This window comes from Micromonospora sp. NPDC049645, from assembly GCF_040675155.1.
In the GTDB taxonomy this organism is placed as follows: Bacteria; Actinomycetota; Actinomycetes; order Mycobacteriales; family Micromonosporaceae; genus Micromonospora.
Genome location: NZ_JBFAOI010000001.1, coordinates 437,451 through 450,816 on the forward strand (window position 1 = coordinate 437,451; position 13,366 = coordinate 450,816).

Below are 13,366 nucleotides of genomic sequence, written 5' to 3' on the forward strand. Positions count from 1 at the left end.
TAGGTCGAGAAATGATTGCGATTTCCGACGATCCACGCCCGATCGGCCGGCCTCAACGGCGCGGGTAACGCAGGAGCAGGCTGGCGGAAACCTCGTCGTCACCCACCGCCGCGTAGCTGTGTGGCACGTCCGACACCCAGCGGAGGTGACCGCCGGCCGGGGCGGTCAGCGGTGCGTCGGCCGGCCCGGCGCGCAGCACCCCGGCGAAGACGGTGATGTGTTCGGTGACTCCCGGCGCGTGGGCGGGGGAGAGCTGGGTGACGCCGGGTGCGACCCGCATCCGGTACAGCTCGTAGGTCGCGTCGGTGTCGGTGAACACCTCCAGCAGGGTGGCGGTGACCGCGGTGCCGTGCACGGTGGGTTCGGCCGTTGGTTCGGCCAGCAGGGCGGTGAACGGTACGCCGAGCTGCGCGGTGACCGCCCAGAGCGTCTCCAGGGTCGGGTTGCGGGTGCCGTGCTCCAGGCCGGAGAGGGTGGCCTTTCCGACGCCGGCGAGCCGGGCCAGTGTGGACAGCGAGATTCCCCGCTCCTCGCGTAGGGCACGGACCCGGCGCCCGACGACGGCGGGATCCACGTCGAGGCCCGGGCGCGGGGCTGGTGGTGGGTGCGGCACCCGGCTATCGTGCTACACGCTTCCGTTCCGTAAACGGAACAGTCGGGAGGATGGCGTGGCCGGACGCGTGCAACCGGTGCTGGCGGGGGTGGTGACCGCGCTGGTCGGCTTCGCCAGCTCGTTCACCGTCGTGCTGGCCGGGCTCCGGGCGGCGGGCGCGTCGGACGCACAGGCCGCCTCCGGCCTGCTCGCTCTCTGCGTGGCGAGCGGGCTCGTCGCCGCCTGGCTGGGCTTGCAGTACCGGATACCGATGAGCGCGGCCTGGTCCACACCGGGCGCGGCGCTGCTGGTGGCGACCGGGCCGCCGCCGGGCGGATGGCCGGTGGCGGTGGGCGCCTTCCTCGTCTCCGGCGTGTTGATCGTCGCGGCCGGGCTGTTTCCGCCGCTCGGCCGGGCGGTGGCCGCCATCCCCAAGCCGGTGGCCGGCGCGATGCTCGCCGGAGTGCTGCTGCCGCTGTGCACCGCCCCGGTCCGCGCGCTGGTCGCGCTGCCGGTGGTGGCCGGCCCGGTGGTGGTCGGCTGGCTGCTGCTGCACCGGTTCGCCCGCCGCTGGGCGGTACCCGGTGCGCTGGTGGTGGCGGTGGCGGCGATCGCACTTACCGCACCGCCGGCCGGCCTGACCGGCGCCGCGCTGATCCCGTCGGTCACGCTGACCGCGCCGGCCTGGAACGCGTCCGCCCTGGTCGGGGTGGCCCTGCCGCTGTTCCTGGTCACCATGGCCGCGCAGAACGTACCCGGCATGGCGGTGCTGGTCGGCTACGGCTACCGGCCGCCGTTCGGCGCCGCACTGCGGACCACCGGCCTGGCCAGCCTCCTCGCAGCCCCGGCCGGCGGGCACGCGGTGAACCTGGCGGCGATCACCGCCGCGCTGGCCGCCGGCCCCGACGCGCACCCGGACCCGGAGCGCCGGTGGATCGCCTCGGTCACCGCCGGCGCGGGGCTGGCCCTGCTCGGACTGGGCGCCGGTGTGGCCACCACGCTGGTCGCCGTCGCCCCGCCGATCCTCATCGAGGCGGTCGCCGGGCTGGCGCTACTGGGCGCACTCGCCACCGCGCTCGCCTCGGCGGTGACCGACCCGGCGACCCGGGAGGCCGCCGTGGTCACCTTCGTGGTGACCGCGTCCGGGGTGACGCTGATCGGTGTGGGCGGCGCGTTCTGGGGCCTGGTCGCGGGCTGCCTGATGCTGCTGCTCTTCCATCGCCGTCCAGCCGCCCCGCCCCCGCCCGACGCGGCGGAAAGTCCCACGCCGGTCGGGGCGCACTCCCGGCCCTGATCGACGGTGGGGTCGGCGTCTGGGTCACTCCTCGGGCGGCAGGTCGGCCACGCCCACGGCCAGCAGGACCCGACCGTCGGCCACCGAGCCGATCCGGTCGGCCGGTACGTAGACCGCGCCGGTGCGGGTCAGCTCGGTCGAGACCTTCAGGTAGCCGCTGTGCAGCAGGCGCGCCGCCAGATCGGCCGGCACGTCCGGCTCCTCCACCGCGGTCGCCTCGATCAGCTCGTCCAGGCTGCTGCCCGGGTCGGCGGTCGGTGTCTGGACGGTCACCGCGTTCGGGTCGCCCCGCTGGACGAGGTCCACGGTCCCGACCTCGGTACCGGCTGAGTCGATCACCGGCATCCCGGTGGTGATCCGCGAGATGGTCGCCTGCTGCTCGTCCTGCTGGTCCATCTCGCTGCGGTTCCCGGGGCGGCGCGCCGCTAAACGCCGCCGCCAGACCGCCCGATGCGCAGCAACCGCAGCAGCGGCCCGAGGGCGACGGGTCCGGAGGCGATGACCTGGGGTGGTGGGCTGGGCCAGTGGGCCGGCAGGAGACAGGCCGCGAGGGCGGTGAGCCGGGGCGGCGGGGCCGGGAGGCGGCAGGTCAGGGGGCGATGGGGTCAAGGTCAGGGGGTAATGGGGCCGGGAGGGCGAGTGGGCCGGAGAGCGTTATGACCCTGAGGCATAAATATGCCTCAGGGTCATAGTCGTCGAGAGCAGTACCGCCTCCGTGGCCCTGGGCAACGGCTGCTGCGACGAACCGCGACGCCAGCGGCGCACGGCAATCGGCAATCGGCAATCGGCACGCGGCTCGCGGCGCATGGCACGCGGCAACGGCGCGCGGCCCGGCGCAAGGCGCGGCGACAGCGCGGCATGGCGCAAGGCGCGGCATGGCGCAAGGCGCGGCAACGGCGCGCGGCGCGGCGCAAGGCACGGCGCAGGGCGCGACACACCACGTGCACACGGCGGGCGGCCCGGAGCTGCGCGCCCGCTCAACCGTTTGGGAGGGTCCAGCTGCCGGGCGGGCGGGGGGACAACTCCCGCCAGCTGTCCGGGCCGTCGAGGAGAGCCCGGATGGTCTCCTCGGCCTCGTCCACACTGCCGTACTCGTAGAAACGGGAGATGCCCTCGGCGCCGCCGGCACGCTGCTCGACGTGCCACCGGTCGGCGTCCACCCGCAGGAAGACGTCCCGTCGGGCCAGTCGCCCCCACTTCCCGTTCCACCAGTGCTTTCGCTGCTCCATGGCGGGACTCTATCGAACACACGTACGAGAAAGTGCGGCCCCTGCGGGAATCCCACAGGGGCCGATGTGCATCCGTTCGGATCAGCGCTGCGTCGGCGGCTCGGTGCGGCGGCCCAGCACGTCGTCCAGCGCCCCGCGCTGCTGACCCGGGGTGGTGTGGCCGGCGGAGACCAGGGCGTCCCGGATCTCGGTGAGCAGCTTGACCTCCTCGCTCGGTGCCGCGGGCGGCGGCTCCTCGCCCCGCTTGCGCCGCTCGGCCAGCCGGTTCATCGGGTAGACGACCAGGAAGTACAGCGCCAGCGCGGTCAGCAGGAAGGTGATCACCGCGTTGACGAACGCCACCCAGTCGAACGGGATCTCCCGGAACGTGGGAACCGAGCCGGTGAGGCCATTCTTGTTCCCGGTGATCAGCACGATGATCACGCGGACCAGCGGTTCGAGGAACGACTTGGTGAGCTGGGTGACCACGCCGGTGAACGCGGCGCCGATGACGACACCGACCGCCAGGTCGACGACGTTGCCGCGCATGATGAAGTCTTTGAAGCCCTTGAGCATTCGTACTCCCGAGGTGTCCGCTTTTCTGTCCGGCACAACCTATGCCCGGTCGGCGGGTTCCAGAAAAGCGCCGGCCTCGAGCGCCGCCCGGCCGGGATCGCCGGCCCGGATCGCCTCGACCAGGCGGGTGTGGTCGACGTAGCGCTCCGGGGTGAGCGCCCCACCCATGGCCTGGGCGACGGTGCTGCGCAGGGCGGTGCCGACCGAGGCGTACAGCTCGGCGAGCATGGCATTGTGCGCGGCGGCGACCACCGCCGTGTGCAGTGCGGCGTCGGCTTCGACGAACGCGTCGACCCGGCCGCCGTGCCAGGCGGTCTCGCGCTGGGTGAGCGCGCCGTCGAGCGCCGCCAGGTCCTCCGGTGTACGCCTCAGCGCGGCGAGCCGGGCGGCCTCCACCTCGAACGCGCGGCGCACCTCGATGACCTCGGTCATCCGGTCGTCGCCGAGTCGCCGGGCGACAACCGGCGCCAGTTCGTCGGTGGACACCACGTAGGTGCCGGAGCCCTGCCGGCACTCCAGCACCCCGGCGTGGACCAGGGCACGGACCGCCTCACGGACCGTGTTGCGCCCGACGCCCAGCGCGGCGACCAGCTGCGGCTCGGTGGGGATGCGCCCTCCGACGGGCCATTCGCCGCCGAGGATCCGGGCGCGGAGCTGCTCGGTGGTCTGCCGGACCCGGTGGCCCCGGGGCGGCACGGGTGGCTGGCCGCGAGGCGGCACCGGCGGTGCGGCAGCGGAATCGACTGACGGTGGCACTGGTTACAACACCGGTCCCAAATTCATCCCATGATTGTAGGTTAGCGGTCATGACCCCGCCACCAACCGCCGCTCCGGCGCCGCCCGCTCCCGTCGCCGTCGACCCTCGCCCGACGCGGGACCCCGGTACCGGCCGCCGGACGCACCCGGCGACCGGCGGCGCGCTGGTGCTGGTCGGGATGCTGCTGGTCGCGCTCAACCTGCGTGCCGTGGTGACCAGCCTCGGCGCACTGCTCGACGAGGTCCGCGACGGGCTGGGCCTCTCCGGTGTCACCGCCGGTCTGGTCACCACCCTGCCGACCATCGCGTTCGCCGGCCTCGGCGCGCTCACCCCGTGGCTGGTCCGTCGGGTGGCGCCGGCCCGGGTGCTGGTGGTCGCCATGCTCGCCCTCGCCGTCGGCCAGGTGCTCCGGGTCGCCACCGACTCGGCCCTGATCTTCGTGCTCACCAGCGCGCTGGCGCTGTCCGGCATCGCGGTCGCCAACATCCTGCTGCCGATGCTCGTCAAGCAGCACTTCCCGCACCGCACCGGCCTGGTCACCGGGGCGTACACGATGGCGTTGACGGTGGGCACGACGGTGGCCGCCGCCTCCGCGGTGCCGATCGCGCACGCCTTCGGGTCCTGGCGGGCCGGGCTCGGCGTCTGGGCCGTGATGGCCGCGGTGGCCGTACTCCCGTGGGTGCCGCTGGCGCTGCGGACCCGCGCCGCCGCGCGGCGGGCGACCCCGACGGCGGTCGTCGCCGCGCCGACGCGGGTACGGCCGGCGCGGACCCGGCTCGGCTGGGCGATGGCCGTCTACTTCGGGGCGCAGTCGCTCAGTGGGTACGCGATCATGGGTTGGCTGGCCCAGCTGTTCCGCGACGCCGGCTACCAGCCGGAGTCGGCCGGGCTGCTGCTCGCCGGGGTGACCGCGCTGGGTGTGCCGATCGCGCTGCTGATGCCCACCCTGGCCGGTCGACTGGGCAGCCTGCGTCCGCTGGTGCTCGGGCTGACCACCGCGTCGGCGCTGGCCTACCTGGGGTTGGCGATCGCCCCGCACGGCGCCGCGCTGCTCTGGGTCACCCTGTTGGCGATCGGTCAGGGCGCCTTCCCGATGATCCTGACCGCCATCGGCCTGCGCGCCCGCACCGCCGAGGGGACTGTCGCGCTCTCCGCGTTCGCGCAGAGCACCGGGTACGTGATCGCGGCGCTCGGCCCGCTGATGGTCGGCATCCTCTACGAGGCCACCGGTGGTTGGACCGCGCCGGTCGGGTTCCTGCTGGCCGCCCTCGCCGTGCAGACGACGGCGGGCATGGCGATCGCTCGTCCCCGTTACGTCGAGGACGAGTGACGAACGCGAGTGATCAGGAGGAGGCCGGCGTCGGCTCGCCGGCGACTGCCTCATCCACGGTCGGGTAGGTGTGCAGCACCTCGACCAGCCCGCTCACCTCGAGGATGCGCAGCACACCGCGCTGCGGGGCGGCCAGCCGGACCACGCCGCCGGCCTCGTCGCAGCTGTTCTTGGCGCGGACGAAGACCGACAGACCGGTCGAGTCGCAGAACGAGACGTCCGCCAGGTCGAACACCAGCCGGTTACGGCCCTTGTCGAGCAGGTCGGTGATCTGGTCCTGTAGCTGCGGTGCGGTCGCCATGTCCAGCTCGCCCGCGACCGACACGACGACCACATCGCCGCGTTGTTCCGTGTGCACCGTCAACGACATCGCCAGACCTCCTGTTATCGGGGGAACGGTATCCCACGACCGGGGTCGAACGCAGAACGGGAGTCCTGATCCGGTGGCCGTCGTCATTCCGTTGCTGTGGGGCAAGTAGTTGATCAGGCCCCGGTGATAGAGTCCGCCCGGTCCAGGTCAAGGGGGTTCGAAATGGCGTTGAGCACCGAAGAGAGTGGTCGGCTCGCCGCGCTGCTCAGCGGGCAGGACGAACGCGTCACGTCTCGGTGGACCGAGATCGTCACCAGTTCGTTGCGGGGCCGACTGAGCCAGGCGGAGCTGCGCCGACAGGTCCAGGACCTGCACCGCGCCATCGTCGCGAGCGGCGATCAGGGCGACATCGACCTGTCCGCCGACAGCGCGGCCGAACTGCGTGCCGCGCTGTCCGAGTTGTCCCGTGGGCGGGCCCGACAGGGCTTCTCCGCCACCGAGACTACGATCAGCATCTTCGCACTGAAGGACGTGCTGGCCGAGCTGGTGCAGGAGTCCGGCGGCGCGAACGCGCTGCACGACTTCGTCGCCTTCTCGAAGTTGGTCGACGAGATGGGCCTGTTCACCTTCGAGAGCTTCGTGCGCACCCGGGAGAGCCTGATCGCCGACCAGGCCGAGCAGCTGCTCGAGCTGTCCACGCCGGTGGTCAAGCTCTGGGAGGGTGTGGTCGCCGTCCCGCTGGTCGGCACCCTCGACTCGGCCCGGGCCCAGGTCGTCATGGAGCGGCTGTTGCAGACGCTGGTCGACACCGGCTCGCCGTACGCCATCATCGACATCACCGGCGTCCCGGCCGTGGACACCCAGGTCGCCCAGCACATCCTGAAGACCGTGGTGGCCGCCCGGCTGATGGGCGCGGACTGCATCATCTCCGGCATCCGCCCGCAGATCGCGCAGACCATCGTGGCGTTGGGCATCGAGTTCGGCGACATCGCCACCAAGGCGAGCCTCGCCGACGCGTTGCGCCACGTGCTGCGACTCAACGGGGTGGAGACCGCCCGCCGTCAGCCGCGCAGGGACGCCTGATGGAGAGGGTGCCGATCCTCAAGATCGGGGACATCCTGCTCGTGTCCATCCAGTTGGACATGTCCGACCAGACGGCGGTCCAGCTTCAGGAGGACCTGGCCGAACGGATCGTCGCCACCGGCTGCCACGGCGTCATCATCGACATCACCGCACTGGACATCGTCGACTCCTTCGTCGGGCGGATGCTCTCCACCATCGCGTCGATCTCCAAGGTGCTCGACGCGGAGACGGTCGTGGTCGGAATGCGTCCGGCCGTCGCCATCACCCTTGTCGAACTGGGGCTGTCGCTCAACGGCATCCGTACCGCGCTCAACGTCGAGCGCGGCATGGAACTGATCGCGGCCGCCCACGCCGACGAGCTCGACTACCAGCTCGACGACGATCCGGACGCCGAGACGGCCACGCCGTGACCACGGGCATCGACCTGGGCCAGCCACAGGCGCAGTCGGTCCGCAGCGATGAGGACGTGGTGCGCGTCCGGCAGTTGGTCCGCGCCGTGGCGGTGGCTGTCAAGCTGTCCCTCGTCGACCAGACCAAGGTGGTCACCGCGGCGAGCGAGCTGGCCCGTAACACCCTGGTGTACGGCGGCGGCGGGGCGGTCGAGGTGACGACCGTGGACAACGGTCGACGCAAGGGTGTGCAGATCATCTTCGCCGACTCCGGGCCGGGCATCCCGGACCTGGACCTGGCCCTCACCGACGGGTACACCACCGGTGGTGGGCTCGGCCTCGGGCTCAGCGGCGCCCGACGCCTGGTCGACGAGTTCCAGATCGAGACGTCGGCGGAGAGCGGTACGCGGATCACGGTCACCAAGTGGTCACGGTGAACGCCGACGCGGTCACCGACAGTGGCATCTGGTTTCGGGTCGAGGCCAGCAGCGCGGCGAGCGCCGTCCGGCGTGCCGCCGAGCGCCTCGGCGCGCAGCTGGAGATGGGGGCGGCGCGCATCGCCGACCTGGCCATCGTCGCGGCCGAGCTGACCAGCAACCTGGTCAAGCACGCCGACGAGGGTGTCCTGCTGCTCCGGCCGGTACGCCGCGCCGGGCAGGCCGGTGTGGAGCTGGTGGCCATCGACTCCGGGCCCGGCATGGTCGACCTGACCGTCTCCTCCCAGGACGGGCACTCCACCACCGGCACGCTCGGCATCGGTCTGGGCGCCATCGTCCGCCAGGCCAGCTGGTTCGACGGATACTCGCTGCCCGGGCGGGGCACCGTCCTCGCCGTGCAGGTCTGGCCGGCGGAGACGGCGCGGCCGTCCTGGGCCGGCGCCCTCGCCCGACCGCTCACCGGCGAGACGGTCAGCGGCGACGGCTACGCGGTCCGGGTCGCCGACGGGCGGCACCAGGTGCTGGTCAGCGACGGGTTGGGGCACGGCCCGTTGGCCGGGGCCGCCACCGAGGCGGCGCTGGCCGCGTTCCGCGACGCCCCGGCCGGCCCACCGGCGACGGTGGTCGGTCACCTGCACCGGAGCATGTCACACACCCGTGGTGCCGCGCTCGCGGTCGCCGAGCTGGTGCCGACGGCCGGTGTGCTGCACTACGCCGGCCTGGGCAACATCTCCGGCGTCATCGTCGAGGGCGACGGCCACCGCCGAGGGCTGGTGTCGCTGCCCGGCATCGCCGGGCACCAACGACCGGCGATCCGGGAGTACGACTACCCGTTCGGTCCGGGCGCCCGACTGGTGATGCACAGCGACGGAGTGGTCGACCGGTGGCGGTCGGCCGACTACCCGGGCCTGGCCGAGCGATCCCCACTGATCATGGCGGCGACCCTGCTGCGCGACGCCGGTGTACGACGTGATGACGCCTGCGTACTGGTCGCGAGGGCGTGGGCATGACCGGCGAGCCGGCCGCGCTGCCGCTGCTGCAGATGGCGCTGCGGGTCGAGCAGGACATCTTCGTGATCCGTCAGCGGGGGCGCGAGGTGGCCGCGGTGGTCGGCCTCGAACACCAGGACCAGGTACGGATCGCCACCGCGCTCAGCGAGGTGGCCCGGGACCTGCTGCGGACGGTCGGCGGCGCGGACGTCTCGTTCTACGTCGACCCGGGTGTCGACGGCCGGTTCCGTCTGCGCGCCGACCTGGCCCCGGTGTCCCCGCTTCCGGGCGGACGCTACGAGCCGCAGTCCGGCGCGGTGTCCCGACTGGTCGACACACTGAGCGTGTCGACCGTCGAGGGGGTTACGGTCGTGAGGATGTCCCGACGAGTTCCGGCCAACGCGCCGACGCCAACCCCGGATCGGCTGGCCGAGTTCCGTACCGAACTCGGCCGTACCGCGCCGGCCAGCGCGCTGGATGAGCTGACCGTGCAGAACGGGCAGCTCGTCGCCGCCCTCGACGAGGTACGCAGTCAGCGCGACGAGCTGGCCGTGCTGAACGAGGAGCTGGCCGAGACCAACCGTGGGGTGCTGGCGCTCTACAACCAGCTCACCGAGGAGTTGGAGGAGACCAACCGGGGTGTCGTCGCTCTCTACGCCGAGCTGGACGAGAAGTCGGCCCAGCTCCGGGCGGCGAGTGAGTCGAAGAGCCGGTTCCTGGCCAACGTGAGCCACGAGCTGCGCGCCCCGGTCACCGCGATCATCGGTCTGGGGCGGCTGCTCACCGACCCCGCCTCCGACCCGCTCACCGACGAGCAGGGCCGCCAGATCGAGCTGATCCGCGCGTCCGCCGCCGACCTGCTCGGCCTGGTCAACGAACTCCTCGACCTGGCCAAGGCAGAATCCGGCCGAATCGAGCCGGACCTGACCGACGTCGATCTGCGCCCGGTCTTCGGTCAACTGCGCGGCACCCTGCGGGCGCTGGCCACCCGCCCGGAGGTGGAGCTGGTCGTGGAGGAGCCGGGCACGCCGGCCCTGCTGCGCACCGACGAGGTGCTGCTCGGCCAGGTGCTGCGCAACCTGCTGCACAACGGGTTGAAGTTCACCGAGCGCGGCGAGGTACGACTGCGGGCCCGCCGGCACGACGACCGCTGGCAGTTCGAGGTCAGCGACACCGGGCCGGGCATCGCTCCCGAGCTGCACGACCGGATCTTCGAGGAGTTCTACCAGGTGCCCGGCGCCACCCGGGTCGGCGGCACCGGCCTCGGTCTGCCGTACGCCCGGCGGTTGGTGACGCTGCTCGGCGGCACGCTGGAGCTGACCAGCGCACCCGGCCGGGGCAGCACATTCACCGTCTCCCTGCCCACCGGTAGGGCGTGACGACGTGGACGGCATGCCGACAACCATCCTGGTGGTCGACGACAGTCGTACCAAGCGCTACCTGCTGGTCAGTTGGCTGACCCGGGCCGGCTTCACGGTGCTGGAGGCCGAGAACGGCGCCGAGGCGCTGGCCCGGGTCGAGGTGGACCGGATCGACCTGGTGGTGCTCGACGTCCGGCTGCCCGACCTGAGCGGCTACGAGGTCTGCGAACAGATCAAGGCACGGCATCCGACGATGCCGGTGATCCACGTGTCGGCGCACGCCGTGGACGTCGCCGACCGCGCTCAGGGGCTGACCCGGGGCGCGGACGCGTACCTCACCGAGCCCATCGAACCGGAGGAGTTGATCGCCACCACCCGGGCGGTGCTGCGCTACTACCAGGCCCGGCAGCGCGCCGAACTGCTCGCCGAGCGGTTGCTCGGGTTGGCCGACACGACCGTGGCCGTGCACGCCGCGCCGACCTTCGCGCGCCTGTTGGAGACCGCCGCCGAGGGGGCCGCCCTCATCTTCAAGAGCCCGGCGGCGGTGATCGCCGAGACCTTCGACGGTGACTGCATCGCCGGCGTCTGCGCCGGCCCCGGTGCGACGGCCGCCGTGGTGCCATGGGTCGTCGACGACACCGGCGTGCCGACCGGTGCCACGGTCCGGGTGGAGACCCCGGCGAGTTGGGCACTGGTCGACTGGCCGGCGGACGACACGGTGACGGTCGCCGCCGCCCGGCTGCGCGAGGACCGCGCCCCGCTCTACGTGGTGGTTCCCACCGCCACCCAGACCGCGCGTACGCCGGTGCTGGTGCAGCTCGCGCAGGCGGTGGCGGCTGCCGTGGAGGCGCAACGTTCGTTCGACGAGGAGCACCGCATCGCGGTCACCCTGCAACGCAGCCTGCTCCCGCGCGGGCTGCCCACGGTGGCCGGCCTGGACCTCGCCGTGCGCTACGAGCCGGCCAGCGCGCAGACCGAGGTGGGTGGCGACTTCTACGAGCTGGTGATGCTCGACGGGCACCTACTGCTGGCGATCGGGGATGTCGCCGGCCACTCGCTGCACGCGGCGACCGTGATGGCCGAGCTGCGGCACGCGGTGCGGGCGTACGCGGTCGAGGGCCACCAGCCCGGCGAGATCCTGCACCGGGTTAACGAGCTGATGCGGACGTTGTTGCCGGACGAGCTGGCGACGCTCTGCGTGCTGCTGCTGCACCCGCCGACCGGCCGGGTCCGACTGGCCAGCGCCGGGCATCTTCCGCCGCTGCTCAGCATGGACGGCAAGGTCGAGTTCGTGCAGCACTCCGCGCCGCTGCTCGGCGTCCGTGCTCCTCGCCCGGCCGATTTGGAGTTCGTGCTGCCGGCCGGGGCCACGCTGGTGTTCTACACCGACGGGTTGATCGAGCGCCGGGACGCCACCATCGACGAGGGGCTGGCCGCGCTCGCCGCGCTGACCGGCACGGTCGACGAGGACCTGGAGCGGTTCTGTGAGCGGCTGCTGGTCGAGCTGGCGCCACCGGAGATCCAGGACGACGTCGCCGTGGTCGTCCTGCGCCGCCGCTGAGCGGGTCAGCGCACCGAGCGGGCGTACGCGGCGGGTGACACCCCGGCCACGGCGGTGAAGTCGCGGACCAGGTGGGCCTGGTCGCTGTAACCGAGGTCGGCGGCGAGATCGGCCCAGCGCAACGGGCCACCAGCGGCCTGTTCCACCGCCTCCTGGAGCCGGTAGCGGCGGATCACCCACTTCGGCCCGACCCCGACGTACTCCAGGAAGAGCCGCTGCAACCGGCGGACCGGAACGTCGTGCCGCGCGGCGAAGTCGTCGACGCGCAGCACGCTCCGGTCGGTACGGATCGCCTCGGCAAGCCGGACGGCCTCCTCGGCCAACGGGTCCGGCTCCGGCTGCCAGGCGGTGAGGAGGGCGTCCAACGCCTGGCGGCGCCCGTCGTCGCCGGCCGCCGACGCGGCTGGCCCCGGTGACCTGCCCGGGCACACCGGAACGTCCGGGCGGGTCAGCCGGCCGGCGGGCAGCGGCACCCTCCGCCCGGTCAGCTCGTTGACCGGACGCTGCCAGAACGGGTGGAAGCCGCCGGGGCGGAACTGCACCCCGGACACCTGGCCGGTGCCGCTGAGCGTGATCCGGAACAGGTCGCGGCCCACCCCGGCCACCTCGCCGAACTCGGGCCCGTCGTCGTCCCGCCGGAACACCACGTTCACCGCCGGGTGCGGCACGACCCGCTGCTCGAACGGCGTGCTCAACGCCCAGTCGATCAGCCAGTAGTGCTCGACCCACCGGCGCAGCGACTCCGCCGGCAGGTGGCGGCGGAAGCTCACCTCGCGCAGCAGTCGCCCGGGGTCGAGAATTCCCCGGCTGTCGCCACGCGGTCGCTGTCGCATTTGTTCAAGACCACCCTCATACGCTGGCCCCATGTCCACTCAGACTAGCGATTTGCTGGCCGCTGCCGCCCCGCGAACCGTCGACGTGGTGCGCGGCATCTCCGACGACCAGCTCGACCTGCCCACGCCGTGCCGCGACTACCTGGTCCGCGATCTGCTCAATCACCTCTTCCAGGTGGTCGTCAATTTCCAGGAGCTGGCCGAGAAGCGGCAGGTGGAGTGGGCGGAGAAACCCGACCACTTGGGCGACGGCTGGCGGGACCGGTTCGAGGTGGAGACCGGCCGGCTGGTCGCCGCCTGGTCGGATCCGTCCACGCTGGAGGGCGTGTCGCCGGGCATGGGGCTGCCGCAGTCGGTTATCGGCGGGATGGCCCTACTGGACCTGACCGTGCACGGCTGGGACCTCGCGGTCGCCACCGGCCAGCCGTACCACCCGGCCCCGGAGGCGGTGGCCGAGCTGCACGCGCTGGTGGAGCAGTTGGGCCCCAACGCCCGCAAGATGGGCGTCTTCGCCGACCCGCCAGCCACCATTACCGAATCACCCACTCCCGACCTGGCCCACCTGCTGACCCAGACCGGCCGCACCCCCACCTGGCCCCAAACCCCCTGAACCCTCCCAGCCCCTCTACCCCCTTCCTCCGTCCCA

General features: G+C 72.5%; 16 protein-coding genes. 9 read left to right on the top strand and 7 right to left on the bottom strand.

Annotated features, from left to right (window positions below; all coding sequences use genetic code 11):
• Positions 1–52: 52 nt before the first annotated feature.
• Positions 53–613, bottom strand: coding sequence for an XRE family transcriptional regulator (locus AB0J33_RS02140; RefSeq protein ID WP_363608919.1), 561 nt, complete (start codon positions 611–613; stop codon positions 53–55).
• 55 nt (positions 614–668) lie between these two features.
• Here AB0J33_RS02140 and AB0J33_RS02145 point away from each other — a divergent pair, with 55 nt between their 5' ends.
• Positions 669–1,886 carry a benzoate/H(+) symporter BenE family transporter gene (locus tag AB0J33_RS02145; protein WP_363608921.1) on the top strand — a complete coding sequence of 406 codons (1,218 nt, stop codon included), beginning with the start codon at positions 669–671 and terminating at the stop codon, positions 1,884–1,886.
• A gap of 24 nt (positions 1,887–1,910) precedes the next feature.
• Here the strand turns inward: AB0J33_RS02145 and AB0J33_RS02150 are convergent, their stop codons facing one another.
• The 4 genes from AB0J33_RS02150 to AB0J33_RS02165 form a co-directional block, all read right to left on the bottom strand.
• Complete coding sequence (locus AB0J33_RS02150) at positions 1,911–2,282, bottom strand: hypothetical protein (RefSeq protein WP_030486187.1); 372 nt, start codon at positions 2,280–2,282, stop codon at positions 1,911–1,913.
• Between the two features lie 581 nt (positions 2,283–2,863).
• On the bottom strand, positions 2,864–3,115 hold the full coding sequence (locus AB0J33_RS02155) for a hypothetical protein (RefSeq protein ID WP_363608925.1): 252 nt from the start codon (positions 3,113–3,115) through the stop codon (positions 2,864–2,866).
• Between the two features lie 81 nt (positions 3,116–3,196).
• Positions 3,197–3,670: a large conductance mechanosensitive channel protein MscL gene (gene mscL / locus AB0J33_RS02160; RefSeq protein WP_363608927.1), complete on the bottom strand. Its 474-nt coding sequence runs from the start codon at positions 3,668–3,670 to the stop codon at positions 3,197–3,199.
• A 39-nt stretch (positions 3,671–3,709) separates the two neighbouring features.
• Positions 3,710–4,390 carry a FadR/GntR family transcriptional regulator gene (locus tag AB0J33_RS02165; protein ID WP_363608929.1) on the bottom strand — a complete coding sequence of 227 codons (681 nt, stop codon included), beginning with the start codon at positions 4,388–4,390 and terminating at the stop codon, positions 3,710–3,712.
• Between the two features lie 215 nt (positions 4,391–4,605).
• Here AB0J33_RS02165 and AB0J33_RS02170 point away from each other — a divergent pair, with 215 nt between their 5' ends.
• Positions 4,606–5,757, top strand: a complete 1,152-nt coding sequence (locus tag AB0J33_RS02170; protein ID WP_363610178.1) for an MFS transporter — start codon at positions 4,606–4,608, stop codon at positions 5,755–5,757.
• A gap of 13 nt (positions 5,758–5,770) precedes the next feature.
• Here AB0J33_RS02170 and AB0J33_RS02175 read toward each other — a convergent pair whose 3' ends face one another.
• A complete protein-coding gene (locus tag AB0J33_RS02175; protein WP_007454464.1) occupies positions 5,771–6,127 on the bottom strand; it encodes an STAS domain-containing protein in 357 nt (118 codons plus the stop codon).
• 162 nt (positions 6,128–6,289) lie between these two features.
• Here AB0J33_RS02175 and AB0J33_RS02180 point away from each other — a divergent pair, with 162 nt between their 5' ends.
• Genes AB0J33_RS02180 through AB0J33_RS02205 form a run of 6 tightly spaced genes read left to right on the top strand, consistent with a single transcriptional unit; the run spans position 6,290 to position 11,887 of the window.
• Positions 6,290–7,150, top strand: a complete 861-nt coding sequence (locus tag AB0J33_RS02180) for an STAS domain-containing protein (RefSeq protein WP_363608932.1) — start codon at positions 6,290–6,292, stop codon at positions 7,148–7,150.
• Positions 7,150–7,560: an STAS domain-containing protein gene (locus tag AB0J33_RS02185; RefSeq protein WP_112586344.1), complete on the top strand. Its 411-nt coding sequence runs from the start codon at positions 7,150–7,152 to the stop codon at positions 7,558–7,560. Before AB0J33_RS02180 ends, AB0J33_RS02185 begins: the two co-directional genes overlap by 1 nt.
• The gene (locus AB0J33_RS02190) at positions 7,557–7,976 is read left to right on the top strand and encodes an ATP-binding protein (protein ID WP_363608935.1); all 420 of its coding nucleotides are present in this window, start codon (positions 7,557–7,559) and stop codon (positions 7,974–7,976) included. The genes AB0J33_RS02185 and AB0J33_RS02190 overlap by 4 nt, the downstream gene beginning before the upstream one ends.
• Positions 7,973–8,986, top strand: a complete 1,014-nt coding sequence (locus AB0J33_RS02195; protein WP_363610180.1) for a SpoIIE family protein phosphatase — start codon at positions 7,973–7,975, stop codon at positions 8,984–8,986. The genes AB0J33_RS02190 and AB0J33_RS02195 overlap by 4 nt, the downstream gene beginning before the upstream one ends.
• Positions 8,983–10,344 (top strand): ATP-binding protein, encoded by a 1,362-nt coding sequence (locus AB0J33_RS02200; RefSeq protein ID WP_363608937.1) that lies wholly within the window; start codon positions 8,983–8,985, stop codon positions 10,342–10,344. Before AB0J33_RS02195 ends, AB0J33_RS02200 begins: the two co-directional genes overlap by 4 nt.
• A 13-nt stretch (positions 10,345–10,357) precedes the next feature.
• Positions 10,358–11,887, top strand: a complete 1,530-nt coding sequence (locus tag AB0J33_RS02205; protein WP_363608939.1) for a SpoIIE family protein phosphatase — start codon at positions 10,358–10,360, stop codon at positions 11,885–11,887.
• A gap of 5 nt (positions 11,888–11,892) precedes the next feature.
• Here the strand turns inward: AB0J33_RS02205 and AB0J33_RS02210 are convergent, their stop codons facing one another.
• Positions 11,893–12,720, bottom strand: a complete 828-nt coding sequence (locus AB0J33_RS02210) for an AraC family transcriptional regulator (RefSeq protein ID WP_363608941.1) — start codon at positions 12,718–12,720, stop codon at positions 11,893–11,895.
• Positions 12,721–12,751: 31 nt separating this feature from the next.
• On the opposite strand from AB0J33_RS02210, the gene AB0J33_RS02215 reads away from it, so the two are divergent.
• Positions 12,752–13,330 carry a TIGR03086 family metal-binding protein gene (locus AB0J33_RS02215; RefSeq protein WP_363608943.1) on the top strand — a complete coding sequence of 193 codons (579 nt, stop codon included), beginning with the start codon at positions 12,752–12,754 and terminating at the stop codon, positions 13,328–13,330.
• The last annotated feature ends 36 nt before the right edge of the window (positions 13,331–13,366 follow it).

Coding starts and splice junctions, on each gene's coding strand:
- AB0J33_RS02170 (WP_363610178.1), top strand. CDS start 4,606: ATGCTGCTGGTCGCGCTCAACCTGCGTGCCGTGGTGACCAGCCTCGGC.
- AB0J33_RS02150 (WP_030486187.1), bottom strand. CDS start 2,282: ATGGACCAGCAGGACGAGCAGCAGGCGACCATCTCGCGGATCACCACC.
- AB0J33_RS02175 (WP_007454464.1), bottom strand. CDS start 6,127: ATGTCGTTGACGGTGCACACGGAACAACGCGGCGATGTGGTCGTCGTG.
- AB0J33_RS02200 (WP_363608937.1), top strand. CDS start 8,983: ATGACCGGCGAGCCGGCCGCGCTGCCGCTGCTGCAGATGGCGCTGCGG.
- AB0J33_RS02205 (WP_363608939.1), top strand. CDS start 10,358: ATGCCGACAACCATCCTGGTGGTCGACGACAGTCGTACCAAGCGCTAC.
- AB0J33_RS02155 (WP_363608925.1), bottom strand. CDS start 3,115: ATGGAGCAGCGAAAGCACTGGTGGAACGGGAAGTGGGGGCGACTGGCC.
- mscL (WP_363608927.1), bottom strand. CDS start 3,670: ATGCTCAAGGGCTTCAAAGACTTCATCATGCGCGGCAACGTCGTCGAC.
- AB0J33_RS02180 (WP_363608932.1), top strand. CDS start 6,290: ATGGCGTTGAGCACCGAAGAGAGTGGTCGGCTCGCCGCGCTGCTCAGC.
- AB0J33_RS02185 (WP_112586344.1), top strand. CDS start 7,150: ATGGAGAGGGTGCCGATCCTCAAGATCGGGGACATCCTGCTCGTGTCC.
- AB0J33_RS02215 (WP_363608943.1), top strand. CDS start 12,752: ATGTCCACTCAGACTAGCGATTTGCTGGCCGCTGCCGCCCCGCGAACC.
- AB0J33_RS02210 (WP_363608941.1), bottom strand. CDS start 12,720: ATGCGACAGCGACCGCGTGGCGACAGCCGGGGAATTCTCGACCCCGGG.